The following is a 22,872-nucleotide window of genomic DNA, read 5'->3' as shown; positions in this document are numbered from 1 at the left end:
ACAATGGTTGTGTCCCACCCAGGCGCAATGATTTGCATGACTTAATGTGCGCGCGCTGGATCAGCGGCAAGAAACGACCCCATTGTCGCCGTTCGGAGCGCCGCGTTCGGCACCCGAAACCTGCCGTTCATTCATTTCACCCGACGGCAAAGCCGGGGCCGTCTGCTGAAGAGGTCATCAGGGAAATCAAGCGGCTCTTCAAGATTGAAAAGAACCCACCCACTGTACCCGCGCCGAAGGTCGCCTCACGCGGCGCGGTGGCTTCTTGAAGAGTACGGCCTCGTCACCGACGACTATCACCGCACACGATGGGTGTGGTTCGCTGTGACCTTCACCGCAATCTGGCGCAATTTCTCCAGCGCTAAGTGGCGGATTGCGGGCGAGATCTCGAAGAAAAGTAGAACGGACGTTCGAGCGTGATGCCGCGAAAGTCTGGTCTGAGCCCAAAGTGACGAATGCTGCACGATGGGCGAATGTCGATTACCGACCTCACTACGCCAGCGTGCGCGTCATCTCACGGATCAGATCATTTGTCTCTGGTCTCGTCGTTTGGTGCCGATATCGAAGAGCCAAAACAGTTCTTGTTAATTCAAGACCATCGATGGGTTTCGACACCAAGCCCATGTCCGAAGGAATAGCGGTGGCTGGCAGGATCACCGCACCTGACCCTTGTCGCGCCAGTTCAACCAACCAATCCACGCGATTTGACCGATAGGCCGCGTAGAGTTCATGACCATGATCCGCGCAGGTTCCATGCAAAGTATCCCGCATTTCGCAATTTAGTCGGTCCAGCATGTCAGTCTTAGCCAGCGTCGAAAGAGAGATCGCATTTAGTTCAGACAACGGATGCGACTTTGACACCACGACCTTGTAGTCCTCTTCATAGAGATGGTCTATGCGATAGAGGTCTTCACTGACCTTCTCTGCGGTGACTACAACGTCAAATTCACCATCTCGTAACCCGGCAAGAAGCTCGGAGGTTGACGCAACGATCAATTCGATTTCGGCTTGCGGCAATCGCGTACGAGTACGCTCCATAGCTGCCGAAATCCTGTTGTGGCCAATCGTTTCGCCGACACCAACAGAGATTGGAACCCGCTCCAAGCGCACATGACGGACCGCCTCCGCCTTCGCCTGTCTCGTCTCATCATGAGCCTTCTGCAATCTTGGCTGCATGAGTCTTCCCAGCGGAGTCAGCCTGCATCCCGCTCGGTCCCTGACAAACAGGTCACCTCCAAGCTCGTCTTCAAGTTTCTTGATCGCAGTCGTCAAGGAAGGCTGGGAGACATTGGAGGCGCTGGCTGCGTGGGTGAAGTTTCGGTGCTCGCAGACAGCGAGAAAATACCTGATCTGGTTCATTTCCATCGCCGCATTCTCCGTTACATCTCCAGCCACGCCATCAAACCAACTTCAATAGTCCATGTCTATCAAAGAATAGAACTTCGGAATTGGGTTCGGGCGCATTCGGCATGGGACAAGAGTGCATCAAAACCAAACATGAAGCACTTCAAATCAGGAGACGACCATGAAAACGCAAATCCTTCAAACAGTCGCCGCACTGGCGCTGATCACAACTTCTGCAACTGCACAGGACAACCCAATGGTAAATCATACAGCCAGCTACATCGCCATGCCGGCCGCCGAAGGCCAGACCGGAGCTTTCGCGGAGTTTCTGGCTGGTGCCGCAGCGATCGTGCGGGACACAGAGCCGGGCACCGTCCTTTGGTTTGCTCTGCAAGCCGATGACACGCTCGCAATCTTTGACATCTTCGCAGACGAAGAAGCACGCGACGCTCACTTCTCAGGAGCGGTTGCTGCGGCTTTGAACCAAAACGCCGACGCACTGGTCGACGGCGGATGGGACGACGGTGTTGTCGCGAATATCAACAACTCCGATGTCCTGTCGGTCAAGGCGCCGGTTGATCTCTCCACGGCAACAACCGCAACTTACATCAAGCTCGAAGCTGCTCCAGGTAAAGGCCCCGAATTGGCAGCCTTGCTGACCGCCGCCGGCCCCATCGTCGCAGAAACTGAACCCAAGACATTGTTCTGGGCGGCGCTGCAGATTGACGAGACCAACTTCGCCATCTTCGACATCTTTGCCGACAACTCTGGCCGCGAAGCGCACTTTGCCGGACAAGTCGCCGGACTCCTGAATGAAAAGGCTTCAGAATTGATCTCAGGTGGATGGGACGACGGTGTGGTGGCAAACGCCCACAATTTCGAAATCCTCGCTACCAAGTAATCTCGAGGTGACTTGAGAAAGAAGTGCCCGGTGCAACCCATCGGGCGCTTTGCTGTTTGAATTTAGAGTCACGCCAAAGCGGCCGTGCCGGAGCTGGCAAGCGAAGCTCGCACTCGCCTCCGGCTTTGAAAGGGCGGCTATCGGCGGGAACATGTCAGCGCCTTCGACCAACACGTCGAGATCGCGGACGACGCGATCTACATCAAGGGCAGCAAAAATACCCTGTTGAGGAAGCCGGTAGCCACCAAAGGAGGGAAGTCGGCGAGAATCGGCGTTCCCGATTTTTACCAAAGTGGCGGACCGGGTGGGGTTCGAACATATACGCCGGAGTAATCGGCTTGCGCTTGGCTAGGCCGTGAGCAATGTCGGCTTTCGGGACGCCGCAAGCGGCAGTCGAACGGCCGGATAGGAGGCGCATTGTGGTCGAAGTACAGTAGCCTGCTGAACGGCCGCTTTCCCGGCTTGGGCCCCAGAAGCGGTCGGCAGCTTGCCACCCCAAATAAGCCATTCCTAAGAAGAGGAACAACATGTTTGCCGGAGGCGGACCGTCATGAAGGTGCCCAAAAACCGGGGATTCAAACGTTACATGCACGACTGTGTGCGTGTTACGTTTGAAAATTCCGGTCCCTGATGCCCCAAACGTTACATGCACATTTGATGATCGGTCCTCCAGGCGCGGGAAAATCCATGCTGGCTCAGCGCCTGCCTTCGATCCTGCCGCCCCTCGATCCGCGCGAACTGCTCGACGTGTCGATGATCGCTTCGATCGCCGGGGAATTGAAGGGCGGCCAGATTTCCGACCGAAGGCCGTTTCGCGCGCCCCATCATTCCGCCTCCATGGCCGCGCTGGTGGGTGGGGGAATGAAGGTGAGGCCGGGAGAGGTTTCGCTGGCCCATAACGGGGTTCTGTTTCTCGACGAGCTGCCCGAATTCCAGCCCCAGGCGCTCGACAGCCTGCGCCAGCCGCTGGAATCGGGAGATACCGTCATCGCCCGCGCCAATGCCCGGGTGACCTATCCCGCCCGCTTCCAGCTTGTCGCTGCCATGAACCCCTGCAAATGCGGCCTCGCCGGCACGCCCGGCCACATTTGTCGGCGCGGGGAAAAATGTGTAGCCGATTATCAGGGCCGCGTCTCTGGCCCGTTCCTCGATCGCATCGATATCAGGATCGATGTGCCCGCCGTCACCGCGTCCGACATGATCTCGGCCCAGCCGGGCGAGGCGAGCGCAGTGGTCGCCCAACGCGTCGCCCGCGCGCGAAAAATCCAGCGCGATCGCTATATGGCGCTCGATCTCCCCGGCATCCACACCAACGCCGCCGCGCCGTCCAGCGCTATCGAGCAGATCGTCGCCCCTGACGGCGAAAGCCGTGATCTGCTCCTCAAGGCCGCCGAAAGCTTCAAGCTCTCGGCCCGCGCCTATCACAGGGTCCTCAAGGTCGCCCTGACCCTCGCCGATCTGGCCGGCAGCCCAAAGGTTTCCCGTCCGCACATTGCCGAGGCGCTGAGCTACAGGATCAACATGGCGGGTGCGTGACCAAGCTTGCGGCGCCTGCCGCCGTCCAATGGATCAGTTGCCAACAAAAGGACCGTAAAACCATGAGATTTGCATTTACCGTCATGCTGGCGCTGGCCATTGCCCTTCCCGCCCAGGCCGACGAGTCCTTCGCACAGGCCCAGTCGATTTTCATGCCGCTGACGCCCGCGCCCATCACCGACAATATCGATGGCGAATGGCTTTCGATTTCCACATTGTCGGGCGCCACCGTCGGCGGGCATGGCAATCCGGAACTGGTTCCGAGCCTTCTCGAGCGGATTTGCGGTGACGATCCTGCAAAGGGCTATGTCATCGCCACCGAAGGCGAGGCGCGTTTTACCATGGATGTGCCCGGCTCGGGCAATCTCGTTTACACCTTCGATTGGGTGGGCGGCACGCGCTTTTCGCGCGGCTACGATGCCCAGATGCTGTTCGAGCGCCTCGGCCTCGACACCATGGATGAAGAACGCCGCCTCGAAATGGGCGCGCGCGCCCTCTCCGATACCCCGCGCGAGGTCGATATCTACCGGCTCGACCCCGACACGCTGGTCATTTCGACCCCGCGATGGACTGAAATTCTAGGCCGCTGCGGGTAACGCCTGGTCGCTCGTTCAGGCCGCCATGCCCCGGTCCTTGGTGGTCATGAACGTCAGTTCGGGAAAATCCTTGGCGCAACGGTCGATTTCCCATTGGCTGGGCGCCAGGAACACCGGATCGCCATAGCGGTCCTCGGCAATGTTGAGCCTGTGCAGCGCGGCGAATTTTTCGAACTGGGCCTGGTCGTTCACCTTCACCCAGCGCGCGGTAACATATTGCGCCGGCTCGATCCGGATCGAAACCGAATATTCCGCCGCCGCGCGCGAGGTCAGGACTTCGAGCTGCAGCGGTCCCACCGCGCCCACGTAATACCCGGCGCCGAGCGTGGGTTTGAACACCTGCACAACACCCTCTTCTGCCAGATCGTTGAGCGCCTTGGCGAGCTGCTTGGTCTTGCTGGCGTCCGAAAGGTGCACGCGGCGCAACAGTTCGGGGGCGAAGTTGGGAATGCCCGTCACCGTCACCTCGGGGCCTTCGCTCAGCGTATCGCCCACCGAAAGCGTGCCGTGATTGGGAATGCCCACAACGTCCCCGGCCACCGCCTCGTCGGCCAGTTCGCGCTCGCGGGCAAAAAAGAACATCGGATTGGCGATCTTGAGGTCCTTGCCCGAGCGCACGTTTTTCAAGCGCATGCCGCGCTTGAGCGTCCCCGACGCCACCCGCACGAACGCCACGCGGTCGCGGTGGTTGGGGTCCATATTGGCCTGAACCTTGAAGACGAAACCCGTACAGGCCGGATTTGCCGGATCGACCGGGGCGGGAACCGCCGGCTGGATGCGCGGGGCCGGCGCGAAGCGGCAAACCGCTTCGAGCAGTTCGCGCACGCCGATCGATTTGAGCGCCGAGCCGAAATAGACGGGCGTTAACGTTCCTTCGCGAAAAGCTTCCATCTCGAATTTGGGCAGGGAGCCCCGCGCCAGCTCCAGTCCCTCGAGGGATGCGGCGACCAAGGGGTTCTGCGTATCGCCAAACCGCGCCGCGAGCGCATCGACGCCCACCGCCTCGGTTTCCGGCACGCCCTCCGACGAGATGAACCGGCCGCGTTCGAGGTCGATCAATCCGGTGAAATCGACGCCCGCCCCTACCGGCCACATCATGGGCGCGGTGTCGAGCGCCAGCGTCTCCATGATCTCGTCGAGGATTTCGAGCGTGTCGCGCGCTTCGCGGTCGATCTTGTTGACGAAGGTGATGATGGGAATGTCGCGCAGCCGGCACACTTCGAAGAGTTTGCGCGTCTGCGCCTCGATGCCCTTTGCCGCGTCGATCACCATGATCGCCGAATCGACGGCGGTCAGCGTGCGATAGGTATCTTCGGAAAAGTCGGCGTGGCCCGGCGTATCGAGCAGGTTGAGCGTCAGCCCGTTATGCTCGAACGTCATCACGCTTGAGGTGATCGAAATGCCGCGCTTCTGCTCGATCTCCATCCAGTCCGAGCGCGTGCGCCGGCGCTCGCCGCGCTCCTTGACCTCGCCGGCCAGATGAATGGCACCCGAGTTCAAAAGCAGCTTTTCGGTCAGCGTCGTCTTGCCGGCGTCCGGGTGCGAAATGATCGCGAAGGTGCGGCGGCTCTGATAGCCGGTGGTCTCGGCACTCACGGGGGCAATTCTCCGGGAAGGATGGTTTTCCGAACCTATATGGTCCGCGCGCCTCCCTATACCAATTCGCCCGTCCTAAAAAGCCCTCGGCGCGCCCGCGCGGGCGCGCCTGGCGACAAACGATTCACGTGAAGCATCGCCGGTTCGGGCTCGATGTGCTTCACGTGAATCATTTTGCTGTGGATAAGATCGGGGAAAATATCCCCGGTCCCTCAGTGGAACTGCGCGGTTTCGGTCGATCCGGCCATGGCCGTGGTCGCGCTCTTGCCGCCGCTCACCGTGGTGGCCACGGCGTCGAAATAGCTCGTTCCCACCTCGCGCTGATGGCGCGTGGCCGAAAAGCCGTGCTTTTCCGCCGCGAACTCGGCCTGTTGCAATTCGGAATAGGCCGCCATGCCGCGCGCGCCATAGCCGCGCGCCAGGTTGAAGGTGGTGAGCGAAAGGTTGTGGAATCCGGCCAGCGTGATGAACTGGTATTTATAGCCCATGGCGCCAAGTTCGCGCTGGAAGGCCTCCATTTCCGCCTCGCCCATATATTTCGCCCAGTTGAAAGAAGGCGAGCAATTATAGGCCAGCATCTGGTCGGGATGCTGCTTGCGGATCGCCTCGGCGAAGCGTTTGGCGTCCTCCAAATTCGGCGTCGAGGTTTCGCACCAGATGAGATCGGCATAGGGCGCATAGGCGAGCCCGCGCGCGATCGCCGCCTCGAACCCGCCCTTGAGGCGATAGAATCCTTCCTCGGTGCGCTCGCCGGTGATGAAGGGCGCGTCATAGTCATCGACGTCTGAGGTAATCAATTGCGCCGCTTCCGCATCGGTGCGCGCCATGATCAGGGTCGGCACGCCCATGACGTCGGCGGCCAGCCGCGCAGCGTTGAGCGTTTTGACGAAGGTGCGGGTCGGCACCAGGACCTTGCCGCCCAGATGGCCGCATTTTTTCTCGGACGCCAATTGGTCCTCGAAATGGACGGCCGCAGCGCCCGCCTCGATCATGGCTTTCATCAGTTCAAAGACGTTGAGCGCGCCGCCGAACCCGGCCTCGGCATCGGCGATGATGGGGACGAAATAATCGATTTCCTCGTCCGATTTGCCGTCGAGCCGCTCCATGGTCTGGATCTGGTCGGCGCGCTGCAGCGCCTTGTTGATGCGCTTGACGATGGCGGGAACGGAATCGGCCGGGTAGAGCGATTGGTCGGGATACATATTGCCCGAGGTATTGGCATCCGCCGCCACCTGCCAGCCCGAGAGGTAGATGGCTTTCAACCCCGCCTTCACTTGCTGGACGGCCTGATTGCCGGTGAACGTGCCAAGCGTTGGCACGAAATCCTCGCTATGGAGCAATTCCCACAGGCGCCGCGCGCCGTTTTCGGCCAGCGTATGGCGGATGGGCAGGGAGCCGGCCAGCCGTGCCACGTCGTCGGGGGTGTAGTCGCGGGCGATATTGGTCCAGCGATCGGGAGCCCAATCGGGGGCGTCGAAGGTTTGCGGGGCGGGTGATTTTTCGAGCATCGTGAATTCCTCCTCGTGTAAAATTCTGTGGCGGTATTCGCTGCAAGCTCAGCGCACCCCTCATCCGACCGCTTCGCGGCCACCTTCTCCCTCAAGGGGAGAAGGGGTGCTTAGGGCGAAAGCTCCGGAAAGGACCCGAGGAGCTTTTTGAGCAGGCGATCGTTGTTGCAGCGTTTGCGGTAAGCTTTCCTTCTCCCCTTGAGGGAGAAGGTGGGCCGGCGAAGCCGGGTCGGATGAGGGGGCGCCGAGCATGCAGCAGGCTCCAGCGCCAGCCGCCCTACCCCCGCCGCGCGAACGTCGCGGCGACCATCTGGGCGCCGTCGAACAGCTTCTGTCCGCCCGCCATTGTGAAGCTGTGGCGTCCGGCACGGTGAACGATGGAATAGTCCCGCTCGGCCAGGCCCTGGTTCTTGAAGCTGTCCATCACCTCGGCCATCGACGGGGCGATGATGGTTATGAAGTCCTCATTGGCTGTGTCGATGATGTCGTGGGCAGTCATTTTCATTCTCCATCCAGAGACACATCCTCGTGTCTCGCTTGTCGTAAAGAATTGACAAGAGAACGGATAAAAGCAAGAAAAGAAGTGGAAACAGCGTGTTAAGCTGTAAAGTGCTGCAAAGAACTGCCGGTTTATTTGTAAATCCAGTAAAGATTTGCGGCGCAGGAGGAGTGGCGATGACCCAGGTCGATTTACAGATCGGCGGACGCATCAAGCGGCTGCGGCGGCAGAAATCGGTGAGCCAGACCCAGCTCGCCGAGGCGCTGGAAATTTCGGCCTCCTACCTCAATCTCATCGAACACAACCACCGCCGCATCACCGTGCCGCTGCTGTTCCGGGTCGCCGGCTATTTCGGGGTCGAGCCGGGGGAATTGGCCGAAAGCGACGACGCGCGGCTGGCCGGGGATCTTATGGAAATGTTCGGCGACGATATCTTTGCTGACGCCGATCTGACCAATACCGATGTCCGCGATCTCGCCACCCACCATCCCGCGGTGGGCCGTGCGGTGCTCAAGCTCTTCGACCAGATTCGGCACTTGCAGGCGCCAAAATCGGCCGCCGCCGAACCCCTGGCGACCGGCCATAATGTGGTGACCGAAGCGGTGTCCGATTTCCTGCAGGAAAACGCCAATTACTTCCCCTCACTGGAAGCGGCGGCCGAGCGGGTGCGTCACGATATCGACAATGACGGCGATGGGTTCGAAGCGGGGCTAAAGGCCTATCTCTTCAACGTCTTCGGCATCGAAACCCGCCTTGCCTCCCTTCCCAATGGTGTGGTGCGCCGGCTCGACGATGGCGGGCGCGTGCTTTTGGTGTCCGATACGCTCGAATCCGAATCCGCGCTCTTTACGCTCGCCCAGCATGTGGCCTTGCTCGTCGCCGATGGGGAAATCCGCGCGCTGATCGAAGCGAGCACCCTGCCCCAGCCCGACAGCATCGGGCTGGCGCGCAATGTCCTGGCCTCCTATGCCGCCGCGGCGCTGGCCATGCCCTATGAGCCGTTCTTTCGCGCCTGCCGCGACACCCGCTACGATATCGAGCGGTTGGGCCGGCGCTTCCGCATGAGTTTCGAGCAGGTCTGCCACCGGATGACCACGCTCCAGCGGCCGGGCATGAGCGGCATTCCACTCCATCTGGTGCGCACCGATATCGCTGGCAATATTTCCAAGCGTTTCTCGCTGTCGGGTATTCACATCCCGCGCCATTCGGGCGCCTGCCCACGCTGGAACGTCTATTCGGCGTTCCTCAATCCCGGCCAGATCAACGTCCAACTCTCCCAAATGCCCGATGGCCAGCGCTATTTCTGCATCGCCAGGGCCATCACCAAGGGAACCTACGCTCATAACGCACCGCGCCGGCACATCTCGATCGGGCTGGGTTGCCATGTGAGCCACGCGGCGGGCATGATCTATGCCGATGGCGTCGATCTTTCCGCCCCGGCCGGCGCCGTCCCCATCGGGGTGGGCTGCCGCATCTGCCCGCGCGGCGAATGTGGCCAGCGCGCCCACCCCGCCGCCGACCATCGGTTTCTCACCGATGACAGCCGGCGGATGGAAAACCTTTACATGCGCTAGCGCAGGGCGGAAATTTTGGCGGCTGAACCGCTTACGCCTTCGCGCGTTAGCCCACGGGATCGATTACGGGAAGGAAATGCATCATGGAAATTCTTTACACCGCTCATGCAACCGCCAGCGGCGGTGGCCGCGAGGACGGACACTCGAAAACCGATGACGGCAAGGTGGATGTGAACCTCTCCACGCCGAGGGAAATGGGTGGATCGGGCGGGGAGGGCACCAATCCCGAGCAGCTTTTCGCCACCGGCTATGCCGCCTGCTTTCTGGGCGCCATGCGCTTTGCCGCCGGCAAGTCGCGGGTAAAACTTCCGGCTGAAACAACCGTCTCAGCCGATGTCGGCTTCGGCAAGCGCGACGATGGCGAGGGCTTCGGGCTCAAGGTGACGCTGACGGCCAAGGCCCCGGGCCTCGATACCGAAACCCTTAAGGATGTCGTGGACGCCGCTCATATCGTGTGCCCCTATTCCCACGCGACGCGGGGCAATATCGAGGTCGAACTCAAATCGGCCTGATGGATTCACGTGAAACCGCCCCGTTGTGGGGAGGTTTCACGCTGCTGCTGGATTCCGGGAATAAATCCCGGAATGACAACGGTGGGGATTTGGGAGTTGCGGTTGCGCTGAACTCAGCTTGTCATGCCGGGGGCTCGTTCCCGGAATCCAGCGCTGCATTTGCCGCAAGCACCGATCGACCCTATTTCTCCAACGGCCGATAGATGAAATGGGAGAAATCGGCCGGACGAGCCGAGCCGTTAAGGTCCTGCGCCGCCATGCCCACGAAGGCGCCGGTGAAGCTGCCATGCTCGGCATGCCCGCCGCATTCGTCCGAAAGGATCGACGCATCGAGCAGCGGGCCGATTGTCCTCCACTCCCCTCCGTCCTCGGCATAGAAAAACTGCAGTCCGGAATTCTCCATCCTCGCCTTCATCCCGATCGGCCCCGCGCCGACCGGCATCGGGTCCGTCCAATAGGTGAGCCGGCCGTCCGGGAACGAGACGACTGAAGAAAAGATATTGAGCTCCCGCCTGCCGTCGGGATCGGCGGTGAGGTGCAGATAGTGGAAATTGTATCGCCCGTAATAGGCCGTCAGCCCTGCCATCTCCCGCTCGTCCCACGGATCGAAGGTCAGTTCGGTTTCCGCCTCGTAGTCGAAATGGGTCTGCCGCCGCGCCACCAGCGCTTGCTCGAACCATGAGGCGATCGATTCCCGGCCGTACAGGCGCAGCCGACCTTCCTTGATCTCGAAAATCCGATCCGTTTCGGGCGTGCGCAGCCATTGGAAATCGATGTGCAGTTCATGATCGAAATCATAGCGCCGTTCGGCATCGAAAGCGGCCTTGTCGTAAATGCCGGGCACCTCGACTTCCGATTTGGGCAGGTTCGAGCCGCCGCCCAGATAGAGCCAGCCGTCCTCTTCCCATTGCGCCTTCTGCAGCGCCGTCTCGCGCCCCAGAACGCATCGCCGCTTCTGCGTGGTCGGGCGTCCGCTCAGGTGCACGATATAAGTCTCGCCCTCGGGCGTCTCGACGATATCCCCATGCCCGGCCCGTTGCAGGGGATTGAGCGGATCGTCCTTGGCCGTCACCACATAGATGTCCGGGTGCAGCTCATAGGGCCCGTCGATAGTTTTCGCGCGCGCCAGCGTGCAGGCGTGGTCGTATCCGGTGCCGCCCTCGGCGGTGAGCAGGTAATACCAGCCATCGCGCTTATAGAGATGCGGCCCCTCGACGAGTTTCAGCGGCGAGCCCTTGAAGATGTTTTTCCGCTCCCCCACCAATTTACCGGCCACCGGATCGAATTGCTGCAATGCTATCCCTGCGAACCGGTGATATCCGTTGCGGTGATCCCAGAGCATGTTGAGGAACCACTTTTTCCCATCGTCATCGTGAAACAGCGAGGGGTCGAACCCCGAGGAATTGACGTAAACCGGGTCCGACCACGGCCCGGTGATCGTCTCGGCGGTGACGATAAAATTGTGAGCGTCCTTGAAGTTGCCGTCCTTGCGCTTGACGTCGGTATAGACCAGCCAGAACTTTTCTCCGTCATGGGTGAGGCACGGCGCCCAGACCCCGCAGGAATCGGGGTTGCCCCGCATGTCGAGCTGGCTTTTCCGGTTGAGCGGCCTCGTGATCAGTTCCCAATTGGCAAGGTCTTTTGAATGGTGGATCTGGACGCCGGGATACCATTCGAAGGTCGACGTCGCGATGTAGTAATCGGTCCCGACCCGGCAGATCGAGGGATCGGGATTGAACCCGGGCAATATCGGGTTTGGGCGAATGGGCATGTGGTTTCCTCCCAAGATGTCGTTGGTTGAGACTCTGCGCACCCCTCATCCGACCCGGCTTCGCCGGCCCACCTTCTCCCTCAAGGGGAGAAGGGCAGCCCTTGGCAGCGTTTCGGCAAAAACTCAACGCCGCCACAAGAGCCCCCCTCTCCCCTTGAAGGAGAGGGGTTGGGGAGGGGTGCGCGGCGGGCGCAAGCATCTCGACGATCAAACGAACCGATTGATCAAATTCTCCAGATATTCCTGCCGCCCCGATTTCGGCTGCGGATCGATCCCCTCAGCTTCGACCCGCGCCGCGATATCCTCGAGCGTCCTCTCCCCCTTCAGCATCGCCAGCGCCTCGGCGCCTTTCCATCCGGCATAACGCTCATCGAGAAACGCGTCATAACTCCCATCCTCGATGATCGCCGCCGCCGCCTTCAATCCGCGCGCGCAAATATCCATCCCCCCGATATGCCCATAAAGCAGGTCTTGCGGGTCGATCGATTGCCGCCGCAGTTTCGCGTCGAAATTGGTTCCCCCGGTCGAAAACCCGCCGGCCTTGAGGATATGGTAATAAGCCAGCGCCACTTCGGGCACGTTGTTGGGGAACTGGTCGGTATCCCAGCCCGACTGATAATCGTTGCGGTTCATGTCGATCGAACCGAAAATCCCCAGCGCCGCCGCGCTCGCCACCTCATGCTCGAAACTGTGCCCGGCAAGGATCGCGTGTCCCACCTCGATATTGACCTTGACCTCGTTCTCCAGCCCGTAGCGCTTCAAAAACCCGTAAACGGTCGCCACGTCATAATCATACTGGTGCTTGGTGGGCTCCTGCGGCTTGGGTTCGATCAGGATCGCGCCGGTAAACCCGATTCTATGCTTGTAATCGACCACCATCGAGAGCATGCGCGCCATCTGGTCGAGCTCCTGGCCCATGCGCGTATTGAGCAGCGTCTCATAGCCCTCGCGCCCGCCCCATAGCACGTAGTTCTCGCCCCCCAGCCGCGCCGTTACGTCTATATTGGCCTTGATGGTCGCGGCGGCATAAGCGAAGACGTCCGGGTCCGGATTGGTCGCCGCCCCCGCCATGAAGCGGCGGTTTGAAAAGAGGTTGGCCGTCCCCCACAGCAGCTTCACGCCCGTCTCGGCGATTTTTGCTTCGAAGATATCGCCAAGCGCGTCGAGCCGCTTTTTGCTCTCGGAAAGGCTCTCGCCCTCCGGCCGTACATCGGCGTCGTGGAAGCAGAAATAGGGCGTGCCCAGAAGCGTGAACAGCTCGAACGCCACGTCCGCCTTGAGCTTGGCCGTGTCCATCCCGCCATCGAACCAGGGCCGCTCGAAGGTCCGCCCGCCGAACGGATCGCCGCCCTCCCAGGCGAAGGAATGCCAATAGGCGACGGCAAAGCGCAGATGCTCTTCCATCCGCTTGCCCAGCACGATCTCGTCGGGGTTGTAATGGCGGAACGCCAGCGGATTGGTGCTGTCGGGGCCTTCATAACGGACCTTGTCCAGCCCCTTGAAAAAATCGCTCATAATGCCCGGGCCTCCTCGATGCCCCGATACAAGGCGCGATAGCGCCGATATTGATCGTCCTGGGCCGATGTGAGATCGGCCCTCGGTTCGATGGTTTTTCGTATGGCGGGCCTGGTGCAGACCGATTTCGGATCGGCCCCGGTCGCCGCGATCAGGCCCAGCCGAGCCGCGCCGAACGCGCCGCCGAAATCGCCATCCTCGGGCACCTCGATCGCCATGCCGAGATTGGTGGCGATCATTTCGAGCCAGAGATCGGAACGCGACCCGCCGCCCACCGCGATCAACGTATCGATCCGCGTCCCGGCATCCGACAAAACGCGCTGGCAGTCGCGCACCGCGTAGGCGACGCCCTCCATCACCGCCCGCGCCATGCTCCTGGCGTTGGAAAGATGCGAAAGCCCGACGAACGAGCCGCGCGCGTCGGCATTGTTGTGCGGCGTGCGCTCGCCCGAGAGATAGGGCAGGAAAATCTCCTCCTCCGGCCCGGCATAATCGGTCGCCACCGCCCCGGTCAGCGCCGCCGCGTCCTTGTCCACCAGCCTCGCCAGCCAGTTGAGACTGTCGGTGGCCGAAAGGAACACTCCCATCTGGTGCCAGGTTTTCGGGATCGCGTGGCAGAAGGCGTGCACCGCTCCTTGCGTATTGGGCGAGAATTTCTCGTTGGAAACAAACAGCACGCCGGAGGTGCCCAGCGAGACGAATCCGGTTCCCGGCTCCACCGCGCCGATGCCGCAGGCCGAAGCGGCGTTGTCGCCCCCGCCCCCGGCGACGACGGGCATCGCGCTTATCCCCCAGCGGCGGCGCAGCTCGTCCTTCAAATGCCCAGACGGTTCGGTGCCCTCGACAAGCGAGGGCATATGCGCGGTGGTCAGCCCCGTAACGGCCAGAAGATCGTCCGACCAGCCGCGATATTCCACGTCCAGCCACAGCGTCCCCGCCGCGTCCGACATGTCCGACACATAGGTGCCGGTCAAAAGAAACCGCACGTAATCCTTGGGCAGCAGTACCTTGGCGATACGGTCGTAATTCTCGGGCTCGTGCTTTTTGACCCAGAGGATTTTCGGCGCGGTAAACCCCGGCATGGCGATATTACCGGCGATCTGGCGCAGCGAGGGGAGCGCCGCTTCCATCTCCGCGCATTCGGTTGCCGAGCGCACGTCGTTCCAAAGGATCGCCGGACGGATCACCCGATTGTCAGTATCGAGCAGTGTCGCCCCATGCATCTGTCCCGAAAGCCCGATCCCCTTGATGGCCGCCACCGCTTCGGGATTTTTCGCCTTGAGGCTGTCGACGGATTTGAGCACCGCGTCCCACCAATCGGCCGGGTCCTGCTCGGAAAATCCCGGCCGGGGCCGGGAAACGGTAAGCGGCGCATTGGCTTCGGCCAGCGCCCTGCCCTCGCCATCGATCAACACTGTCTTGACGCCGGACGTGCCGATATCGAGCCCGAGATAGGTCATTGCCTTCTCCGGGAAAATTCAAATGAGGAACGTACCTCAAAACTCTTCATGCAAGAAACTCCTCCTCCCTGGGATTGCCCTTTTCCGGGCAGCTCCGGCGTTCTCGATGATGGATCACTTCTAGCGCAGATTGTCGCGCAGGAAAACCTTGATCTCGACTGCAGCGCCCGGCGGAGCGGTGTCCGGGCCCAGCACCAGCCGCCGCGCCGCCGCGCAAACGGCGCGGATTTCGTCTTCCGGGCTCTGGTCGAGCACCAGATCCATGACGCCCGACTCCAGCCCCGCCCGGGTCGGCCCGGTCAGCTCATGGCTGATCACCCTGATCTTGCCTGCAAGCCCCTTTTCGGTGATGGCCATCAGCATGCCCGCATTGCCGGCGCCCACATTGTAGAGCCCGCCGATATCGGGGTGCTGGGCAAGCAGCGCGAGGGTCTTTTCATAGGTGGGGGTGAATTCGTCCTGCCCCTCGATCGGTCCGACGATGTCGATGGCGTCAAATTCGGCGTCGATCACCGCCTCAAAGCCGGCGATCCGCTCGGCATGATCGATCAGCTCCAGCGATCCGGCCACCAGCCCCACCTTGCCGCCCTGGGGCAGGAAGCGCCCCATCAGCGAGGCCGCCGTGCGCCCGGCGGCGCGGTTGTCGATCCCCACAAAGGCGTGCCTTGCCGAGCCGGGCAGGTCCGAGACGAGGGTTATCACCTTGATCCCCCGCCCCTCGGCCCGCGCCACCGCCGCGTGCACCTCGGGCTTGTCGATGGCGACGATCACCGCGCAGTCGTTCTCGTCGGGAGCAATCGCATCGAGGGCGGTGACCAATGCCCTGGTGTCCATGGCCTTGACGCGGTGGCGGCCGAGCCGCAGCCGCTCGGCGCGCATTTGCGCTCCCACAATATCGACAGCCTCGGCCAGCTTGCCGAAAAACTGGTTCGTCCCGTCCGGAACGATCACGGCGATCCCGATATCGCGGGCGCGGGCCAGCATCGAGGCGGTCAGGTCGCGGCGGAACCCGATCTCGGCGATCGCCGCCTCGACCCTTTCGATCGTCCCCCTGCGCACCCCCGGCCGGCCATTGAGGACGCGGTCCACCGTCGCCAGCGACACCCCCGCCGCCCGCGCCAGATCATGCACCGTCACCCGTCCATTGGTCTCCAAGGGTCTTCATCCTTGGTTGAGGTACGCAACGCGTGGCGCTTTAAAGCGCGCGCGTCAAGCCTGCAGGTTGCACGCAGACCGAGATGTCTTGGGCAAATTCAGCGCACCCCTCATCCGTCTCGGACCTTTGGTCCGATCCACCTTCTCCCTCAAGGGGAGAAGGGTAGCCCCTGGCGGCGTTTCGGAAAAAAATCCCGTGCTGCCACAAGAGCCCCTCTCGCCGAGCCGGCAAAAGCAAGAAGGCAAGGTATTCCCCAAGAAGCGACCGCTTCCACCCGTCGCAATTCCCTCCCGCCCCCATCTCCGGTACAAAGGAACCCATGACCGAAAACGCTCTCCACAGCGCCCGATCCTCCGCCCCAGCGCTCGCGCGGCTGGGCCAGTTCGAGGTACGCCTTGCCGCGACCGCTGCCGAGCGCCACGCGGCTTATCGGCTGCGTTATGAGGTCTTCCACCGCGAGCGACAGGTCGATGCGCCTTCGATGGATCATCTGGACCATATCGAAGCCGACGCCTTCGATCCCTTTTGCGACCACATCATCGTCATCGATACAAGCGCGCTGACCCCCGGCGATGCCCCGGCCATCGTGGGCACCTATCGCGCCATGCGGGCCCCCGCGCCCGGTGTGGGCTGGTATGCGGACACCGAATTCGATCTCTCGGGCCTGTTCGCCCGTCACCCTCAGCTCAATTTCTGCGAGGTCGGGCGCTCCTGCGTTGCCCCCTCCTATCGCTCCATGCGCACCATCGAAGCGCTCTGGTGCGGGCTCTGGGCCTATGCCTGCCTCAACGGCATCGACGCCTATTTCGGCGCGGCGAGTTTCCCCGGCACCGACCCCGCCGCCCACGCCTTGGCGCTGACTCATCTTTACCGCACGGCCCGTGTGCCGGAAGCCTGGTCCGCCCCGGCGCGTGCCTCGGGCGCGCTGGCCATGGACCGGTTGGGCGCTATCGACAGGCACGCGGCGCTGCGCGCCATGCCCCCGCTCGTGCGCGGCTATATGCGGGTCAATGCCGTGTTCGGGGAAACCGCTTATGTCGATACCCGCTTCGGCACCACCGACGTCTTCGTCCTCGCCCGGTTCGCCGCCGCGCCTCTGGCCTATCGCCGCAGGGTCGAGCGCGTGACTGGGCTGCGGCATCCGCGCCTCTAGATCACCGGTTGGAATCGCGACGCTTTTGTCATAGCGTGCCGGCTGCTTTCAAGCCCGACACGCCGGAACTTCAGCCCGTTCATGACGCAAACCGAGCCCCAGGCCGACCACGTGGCGCCCGCCATTTCAGCCATGACGCCCATGATGGCCCAATATTTCGAGATCAAGGGCGTCAATCCCGGCTATCTGCTGTTCTATCGCATGGGCGATTTCTACGAATTGTTCTTCGAGGATGCCGAAATCGCCGCCGCCGCGCTGAGCATTACGCTCACCAAGCGCGGCAAGCATCTGGGCGAGGATATCGCCATGTGCGGCGTGCCGGTCCACGCGGCGCAGGATTATCTTAAAAAGCTGATTTCCTTGGGCCACAAGGTCGCCGTCTGCGAGCAGGTCGAAGACCCCGCGGAAGCGAAAAAGCGCGGCAGCAAATCGGTGGTCAAGCGCGACGTCGTCCGGCTGGTCACCCCCGGCACGCTCACCGAGGACGATCTTTTACCGGCCCGCACCAACAATTTTCTCCTCTCGCTGGCCCGGCTGGGCGCGGATGGGGAAGGCTTCGCCATGGCCTGGGCCGATATTTCGACCGGCGAGCTTCTGGTCGCCGATCTGGCGCGTGACGCGCTGGCCGACGAGATCGCCCGCATCGACCCGGCCGAACTTGTGCTGTCCGATCGCCTGATCGACGAATTGGCCGAGCTCAAATTTTTGCCCGCCGATCGCCTCGCCGCCGCCACCCGCCGCCCGCATGACAGCTTCGATTCCGAGGCCGGCGCCCATCTCCTGCGCGAAACCTTCGGTGGCGACGTCGATCCCACCGCCTTTTCGCGCACCGCCCGCGCCGCGCTGGGGGCGCTGATCGCCTATGTCGCCGAAACCCAAAAGGGGGCCGGCGTACCCCTGCGCCTGCCGCGCCGTGAGGCATCGGGCGAACGCATGCAGATCGATGCGGCGACGCGATCCTCGCTCGAACTGCTCGTCACCCAGCGCGGCGACGTCCGCGGCTCGCTGCGCGCAACTGTCGATCTCACGGTCACCGGCGCGGGCGCGCGGCTTTTCGCAGGCCGCCTTGCTGCCCCCCTCAACGATCCGGCAGCGATCAACGCAAGGCTCGATGCGCTCGACGTGCTGATCGACAATTCGATCGAAACCGACGCCATCCGCAAGGGCCTGCGCGCCGCCCCCGATATCGCCAGGGCGCTGACCCGGCTGACCCTCGAACGCGGCGGTCCGCGCGATCTTGCCGCCATCGGCCGTGGCATCGCCCAGGCGCGCGCGCTTTCGGCCCTGCTCTCGAGCTTTCCCGATCCGGGCGACCAATTGCAATCGATAGGTGCCGGCCTCGCCCGGGCGCCGGAAATCCTCGCCGACCAGTTCGCCCAGGCTCTCGTCGACGAACCCCCGCTCCTCGTGCGTGACGGCGGCTTTGTCGCCTCGGGCTATGACGCCGAACTCGACACCCAGCGGCGCCTGGGCAGCGAAAGCCGCAAGGTGGTGGCCGAGCTCCAGGCGGCGCTATGCGAATCCACCGGCGTCAAGGCTTTGAAGATCAAGCACAACAACGTGCTGGGCTTTTTCGTCGAAGTCCCCGCCGCCCACGGCGCGCGGCTTCTCGAAGACACGGTGTTCATCCACCGCCAGACCCTCGCCAACGCCATGCGGTTCACCACGACCGAGCTGGCCGAGCTCGAGGGCAAGATCGCTCGCGCCCAGGAAATCGCCGTCGAGATCGAGCTGTCGATCTTTTCCTGCCTGCGCGAGGCCGCCATCGCCCAGAGCCGCGATCTTATCGCCGCCGCCGATGCCATGGCCGAGCTCGATGTCGCGACCGCGCTCGCGACGCTGGCCGCCCAGCGCAACTGGAGCCGGCCCCAGATCGACGCTTCACTCGCCTTCGAGATCGAGGGGGGGCGTCACCCGGTGGTCGAAAAGACGCTGGAGGCCGAGGGCCGTGCCTTCGTCGCCAATGATTGCGACCTTTCGGCGCCCCAGGACGGTGACGGCGGCCAGCTCTGGCTGGTGACCGGCCCCAATATGGGCGGTAAATCGACCTTCCTGCGCCAGAACGCGCTGATCGCCATTCTGGCGCAGATGGGCAGCTACGTGCCCGCCACCAGCGCCCATATCGGGGTGGTCGATCGCGTTTTCTCCCGCGTCGGGGCCTCCGACGACATCGCGCAGGGCCGCTCGACCTTCATGGTCGAAATGGTCGAAACCGCCGCCATCCTCAACCGCGCCACGAAATCTTCCCTCGTCATCCTCGACGAAATCGGCCGGGGCACCGCCACCTTCGACGGGCTCTCGATCGCCTGGGCGTGCGTGGAAACCCTGCACGAAACCACCTTCTGCCGCGCGATCTTCGCCACCCATTATCACGAGCTGACGGCTCTTTCGGCGGCGCTCCCGCGCATTTCCAACCACACGATGAGCGTGCGCGAATACAAGGGTGACGTGGTGTTCCTGCACGAGGTCGTTCCCGGCGCCGCCGACCGGTCCTACGGCATCCAGGTCGCCAAGCTCGCGGGGTTGCCGGTCCCGGTCATCGCCCGTGCCCGCCAGGTGCTCGATCAACTCGAGGCGAGGGGACAGTCCAACCCCGCCTCGGCCCTTGCGGACCTGCCGCTCTTTGCCCATATGCCATCCCCTGTCGAACGCGACGCGCCTCAACCTCGTGCTAACCCGGTGCTCGATATGATCGAGACCGTGCGCCCCGACGATCTTTCCCCGCGCGACGCGCTCGAATGGATTTATGAACTCAAGAAGGCTGCCCATGCCGACGGCGACCGTTGAACCGATTTCGCGCAGGAAGGCCGGCGTCCCCGACGCCGATGCGCTGATCGCTGCGGCGCGCCTGCAGATGGGCGATGCCGCCCCCGACAGCCAGGAGGCCCGGGCCGCGCTCCTTTCGGCCCTGCGCCTGGCGCTCAAGACCGCCCGCGCCGCTGCCGAGGCCGAATTGATCGCCACCCACAAGGGTACCCGCTGCGCGGCGACACTCGCTGCCGTCGAGGACGAGGTGATCAAGGCCGCCCACCTCTGGGCCACCCGCCACGTCTATCCGCGCGAAAACCCCTCGGGCGCCGAATCCCTCGCCATCGCGGCGGTGGGCGGCTATGGACGCGGCACGCTGGCGCCGGGCTCCGATATCGATCTGCTGTTCATCCTTCCCTATAAGCAAACCCCCTGGGGCGAGAGCGTCACCGAATACGTGCTCTATATGCTCTGGGATCTGGGCCAGAAGGTCGGCCACGCCGTCCGTTCGGTGGACGATTCGATCCGCATGGCCCGCTCGGACATGACAGTGAGGACCGCGACGCTGGAAAGCCGCTTCCTCGTCGGCGACGAGAAGCTTTTCGCCCGGATGCGTGAAAAATTCGAAACCGAGATCGTCGCCAACACCGGCCCCGAATTCATCGCCGCCAAAATGGCCGAGCGCGACGCCCGCCACGATGCCCAGGGCAACACCCGCTACGTGGTCGAGCCCAACGTCAAGGATGGCAAGGGCGGGCTGCGCGATCTCAACACCCTTTACTGGATCGGCAAATATTTCTACCGCGTCCGAACCCCGGCCGAATTGATCGACAAGGGCGTGTTCTCCAAAACCGAATACCGCGCCTTCCAGCGCGCCGAGGACTTTTTATGGGCCGTGCGCTGCAATCTCCATTTCCTCGTCGGCCGCGCCGATGATCGGCTGACCTTCGAGGTGCAGCAGGAAATGGCCGAGCGGCTGGGCTATTCGGGCCGCGCTGGCATGCTGGGGGTCGAGCGCTTCATGAAGCGCTATTTTCTCGTCGCCAAGGATGTGGGCGATCTCACCCGCATCTTCTGCACCTCATTGGAATTCGCCCACGCCAAGAAGGTCGACACCTTCGGGCGCGTGCTCTCGACGTTCCGCAAACCGCGCCGCGCCATAAGGGGCGAGCCCGATTTCGTCCTCGAACACGGTAGGATCACCGTTTCGGCCGAGGACGTCTTTCAAAAAGATCCCGTCAACATCATCAAGATCTTCTGGCTGGCGGGTCGCGAGGGGGTGATGTTCCACCCCGATGCGCTCAAGCTTCTGACGCGCTCCATGCGGCTGATCGACGGCAAATTGCGCTCCAATGAACGCGCCAACGCCTATTTTCTCGATATCCTGACCAATCCGAACTCGGTAGAGCGCGTCCTGCGCTGGATGAACGAGGCGGGGGTGTTGGGCAAGTTCGTGCCCGAATTCGGCAAGATCGTCGCCTTGATGCAGTTCAACATGTACCACCATTATACGGTGGACGAGCATCTGATCCGCGCTGTGGGGGTCATGGCCGACATCGCCAATGGCGGCATGGAGAGCGAATTGCCGCTCACCCACGAACTGCTGCCCCATCTCCAGGATGTGCGCCTGCTCTATGTGGCGCTGTTCCTCCACGATATCGCCAAGGGTCGACCCCAGGACCATTCGGAGGCCGGGGAAACCATAGCGCGCAAATTCTGCCCGCGCCTGGGGCTCTCGGCGGCTGAAACCGATACGGTGGCCTGGCTTGTGCGCCACCATCTGCTGATGAGCGAGATTTCCCAGGCCCGCGATATCCAGGACCCCGACACGGCCCGTCAGTTCGCCGCCGTGGTCCAGAGCCCGCAGCGGCTGGCGCTGTTGATGATCTTGACGGTCTGCGACATCTGCGCCGTCGGTCCCGGCGTCTGGACGGGCTGGAAGGGTTCGCTCCTGCGCGCACTCTATTACGCCACCGAGCCGCTGCTCTCGGGCGGCCACTCCCAGGTTTCCCAGCGCGACCGGGTTCACGAGGCGCAGGACGCGCTGCGCGCCGGCCTTCCCGATTGGCCGCCGGCCCGGCTCGACGCCTATGTCGAACGCCATTTCACCAATTACTGGCTGCGCGCCGAGCCCGATCTCCAGCTTGCCCACGCCCGGATGATCGATGCCGCCGAAGCCCGAGGCGCCGCCTTTGCCGGCTCCACCTCGATCAAGAGCTTCGAGGGAATCACCGAGGTCACCTTTTATACTCCAGACCACCCCCGGCTCCTGTCGCTGATCGCGGGGGCCTGCACCATGGCCGACGCCTCGATCATCGGCGCGCAGATATTCAACACCCGCGACGGCCACGCGCTCGACACCTTCCGCCTGCGCCGCGCCTTCACCTCCGACGAGGACGAAAGGATCAGGGCCTCGCGCATCACCGACACGGTCAAGGCGCTTCTGGAGGGCCGCAAATACCTCCCCGCCGATCTCGGGGTGGATTCGCGCTACAACCGCCGCCTGCGGCCCTTCTCGGTCCCCACCGAGATTTACATCTCCAACGCACTCTCGACCAAGTTCACGGTGATCGAGATTTCCGGGCTCGACCGCACCGGCCTGCTGTTCCACCTGACGCGGGCGCTCTCGGATCTGAACCTCACCATCGGGTCGGCCCATATCGGCACCTATGGCGAAAAGGCGGTCGACGTTTTCTACGTCACCGATCTGATGGGCGGAAAGATCACCTCCAAGGTCCGGCAAAAACGCATCCACGACGCCCTCTCCGCCGTCTTCGCCCCCGCCCGCCGCGAAAAGGCCTCGGCGTGAGCGGTCATCGCATCCGGATGTGTCCGCCGCAACTTCAGCGCACCCCTCATCCGCATTGGTTGGAGCAGGCGCAGCATGCTCCGTGTTTGAGTTTTAGCTGCCCTTCTCCCCTTGAGGGAGAAGGTGGGCTTTCGCCGCAGGCGAAAGGTCGGATGAGGGGTGCGCCGAGCCTGCCGCATACACCCTCGCCAGCG

At 62.7% G+C, this 22,872-nt stretch carries 15 protein-coding genes and 1 pseudogene; 8 read left to right on the top strand and 8 right to left on the bottom strand.

All coding sequences use genetic code 11. From position 1 onward, the window contains the following. Positions 1-492 precede the first annotated feature (492 nt). A complete protein-coding gene (locus tag V4T21_RS03640; protein WP_332713214.1) occupies positions 493-1,365 on the bottom strand; it encodes a LysR family transcriptional regulator in 873 nt (290 codons plus the stop codon). Between the two features lie 160 nt (positions 1,366-1,525). On the opposite strand from V4T21_RS03640, the gene V4T21_RS19155 reads away from it, so the two are divergent. From V4T21_RS19155 to V4T21_RS03625, 3 genes and pseudogenes are all read left to right on the top strand, one after another. Then, on the top strand, positions 1,526-2,245 hold the full coding sequence (locus tag V4T21_RS19155; protein ID WP_090600532.1) for an NIPSNAP family protein: 720 nt from the start codon (positions 1,526-1,528) through the stop codon (positions 2,243-2,245). Positions 2,246-2,890: 645 nt separating this feature from the next. Then, positions 2,891-3,781, top strand: a pseudogene (locus V4T21_RS03630) (YifB family Mg chelatase-like AAA ATPase); the annotation flags it as partial. A gap of 62 nt (positions 3,782-3,843) precedes the next feature. Next, a complete protein-coding gene (locus tag V4T21_RS03625; RefSeq protein ID WP_332713211.1) occupies positions 3,844-4,377 on the top strand; it encodes a hypothetical protein in 534 nt (177 codons plus the stop codon). Positions 4,378-4,392: 15 nt separating this feature from the next. On the opposite strand, the gene V4T21_RS03620 is transcribed toward V4T21_RS03625, so the two are convergent. From V4T21_RS03620 to V4T21_RS03610, 3 genes are all read right to left on the bottom strand, one after another. Beyond that, complete coding sequence (locus tag V4T21_RS03620; protein WP_332713208.1) at positions 4,393-5,973, bottom strand: peptide chain release factor 3; 1,581 nt, start codon at positions 5,971-5,973, stop codon at positions 4,393-4,395. Positions 5,974-6,185: 212 nt separating this feature from the next. Continuing rightward, positions 6,186-7,481 (bottom strand): isocitrate lyase, encoded by a 1,296-nt coding sequence (aceA, locus tag V4T21_RS03615; RefSeq protein ID WP_332713205.1) that lies wholly within the window; start codon positions 7,479-7,481, stop codon positions 6,186-6,188. Positions 7,482-7,758: 277 nt separating this feature from the next. Beyond that, on the bottom strand, positions 7,759-7,980 hold the full coding sequence (locus V4T21_RS03610) for a hypothetical protein (RefSeq protein WP_332713203.1): 222 nt from the start codon (positions 7,978-7,980) through the stop codon (positions 7,759-7,761). 176 nt (positions 7,981-8,156) lie between these two features. Here V4T21_RS03610 and V4T21_RS03605 point away from each other — a divergent pair, with 176 nt between their 5' ends. Together V4T21_RS03605 and V4T21_RS03600 are read left to right on the top strand one after the other, a co-directional pair. After that, entirely contained in the window at positions 8,157-9,554 is a 1,398-nt protein-coding gene (locus tag V4T21_RS03605) for a helix-turn-helix domain-containing protein (protein ID WP_332713200.1), read from the top strand. An 83-nt stretch (positions 9,555-9,637) separates the two neighbouring features. Next, positions 9,638-10,066, top strand: a complete 429-nt coding sequence (locus V4T21_RS03600; protein ID WP_332713197.1) for an organic hydroperoxide resistance protein — start codon at positions 9,638-9,640, stop codon at positions 10,064-10,066. Between the two features lie 181 nt (positions 10,067-10,247). Here V4T21_RS03600 and V4T21_RS03595 read toward each other — a convergent pair whose 3' ends face one another. The 4 genes from V4T21_RS03595 to V4T21_RS03580 form a co-directional block, all read right to left on the bottom strand. Next, positions 10,248-11,837 carry a glycoside hydrolase family 43 protein gene (locus V4T21_RS03595; protein ID WP_332713194.1) on the bottom strand — a complete coding sequence of 530 codons (1,590 nt, stop codon included), beginning with the start codon at positions 11,835-11,837 and terminating at the stop codon, positions 10,248-10,250. Positions 11,838-12,044: 207 nt separating this feature from the next. After that, complete coding sequence (gene xylA, locus V4T21_RS03590; protein ID WP_440589618.1) at positions 12,045-13,352, bottom strand: xylose isomerase; 1,308 nt, start codon at positions 13,350-13,352, stop codon at positions 12,045-12,047. Beyond that, positions 13,349-14,812: a xylulokinase gene (gene xylB, locus V4T21_RS03585; RefSeq protein ID WP_332713191.1), complete on the bottom strand. Its 1,464-nt coding sequence runs from the start codon at positions 14,810-14,812 to the stop codon at positions 13,349-13,351. The genes xylA and xylB overlap by 4 nt, the downstream gene beginning before the upstream one ends. Before the next feature lie 120 nt (positions 14,813-14,932). After that, positions 14,933-15,967 (bottom strand): LacI family DNA-binding transcriptional regulator, encoded by a 1,035-nt coding sequence (locus V4T21_RS03580; RefSeq protein ID WP_332713189.1) that lies wholly within the window; start codon positions 15,965-15,967, stop codon positions 14,933-14,935. Between the two features lie 320 nt (positions 15,968-16,287). On the opposite strand from V4T21_RS03580, the gene V4T21_RS03575 reads away from it, so the two are divergent. The 3 genes from V4T21_RS03575 to V4T21_RS03565 all read left to right on the top strand — a co-directional run bounded on the left by V4T21_RS03575 (position 16,288) and on the right by V4T21_RS03565 (position 22,678). Beyond that, positions 16,288-17,121 carry a GNAT family N-acetyltransferase gene (locus tag V4T21_RS03575; RefSeq protein WP_332713186.1) on the top strand — a complete coding sequence of 278 codons (834 nt, stop codon included), beginning with the start codon at positions 16,288-16,290 and terminating at the stop codon, positions 17,119-17,121. 81 nt (positions 17,122-17,202) lie between these two features. Beyond that, positions 17,203-19,908, top strand: coding sequence for a DNA mismatch repair protein MutS (gene mutS / locus V4T21_RS03570; RefSeq protein WP_332713183.1), 2,706 nt, complete (start codon positions 17,203-17,205; stop codon positions 19,906-19,908). Next, a complete protein-coding gene (locus tag V4T21_RS03565; protein ID WP_332713180.1) occupies positions 19,889-22,678 on the top strand; it encodes a [protein-PII] uridylyltransferase in 2,790 nt (929 codons plus the stop codon). Before mutS ends, V4T21_RS03565 begins: the two co-directional genes overlap by 20 nt. Positions 22,679-22,872 lie beyond the last annotated feature (194 nt).

Source organism: Pelagibacterium mangrovi, assembly GCF_036662815.1.
Taxonomy (GTDB): Bacteria; Pseudomonadota; Alphaproteobacteria; order Rhizobiales; family Devosiaceae; genus Pelagibacterium; species Pelagibacterium mangrovi.
This window is presented reverse-complemented; position numbering and strand designations above follow the sequence as displayed.

Coding starts and splice junctions, on each gene's coding strand:
- mutS (WP_332713183.1), top strand. CDS start 17,203: ATGACGCAAACCGAGCCCCAGGCCGACCACGTGGCGCCCGCCATTTCA.
- V4T21_RS03600 (WP_332713197.1), top strand. CDS start 9,638: ATGGAAATTCTTTACACCGCTCATGCAACCGCCAGCGGCGGTGGCCGC.
- V4T21_RS03605 (WP_332713200.1), top strand. CDS start 8,157: ATGACCCAGGTCGATTTACAGATCGGCGGACGCATCAAGCGGCTGCGG.
- xylB (WP_332713191.1), bottom strand. CDS start 14,812: ATGACCTATCTCGGGCTCGATATCGGCACGTCCGGCGTCAAGACAGTG.
- V4T21_RS03575 (WP_332713186.1), top strand. CDS start 16,288: ATGACCGAAAACGCTCTCCACAGCGCCCGATCCTCCGCCCCAGCGCTC.
- V4T21_RS03640 (WP_332713214.1), bottom strand. CDS start 1,365: ATGGAAATGAACCAGATCAGGTATTTTCTCGCTGTCTGCGAGCACCGA.
- V4T21_RS03610 (WP_332713203.1), bottom strand. CDS start 7,980: ATGACTGCCCACGACATCATCGACACAGCCAATGAGGACTTCATAACC.
- V4T21_RS03565 (WP_332713180.1), top strand. CDS start 19,889: ATGCCGACGGCGACCGTTGAACCGATTTCGCGCAGGAAGGCCGGCGTC.
- aceA (WP_332713205.1), bottom strand. CDS start 7,481: ATGCTCGAAAAATCACCCGCCCCGCAAACCTTCGACGCCCCCGATTGG.
- V4T21_RS03595 (WP_332713194.1), bottom strand. CDS start 11,837: ATGCCCATTCGCCCAAACCCGATATTGCCCGGGTTCAATCCCGATCCC.
- xylA (WP_440589618.1), bottom strand. CDS start 13,352: ATGAGCGATTTTTTCAAGGGGCTGGACAAGGTCCGTTATGAAGGCCCC.
- V4T21_RS03625 (WP_332713211.1), top strand. CDS start 3,844: ATGAGATTTGCATTTACCGTCATGCTGGCGCTGGCCATTGCCCTTCCC.
- V4T21_RS19155 (WP_090600532.1), top strand. CDS start 1,526: ATGAAAACGCAAATCCTTCAAACAGTCGCCGCACTGGCGCTGATCACA.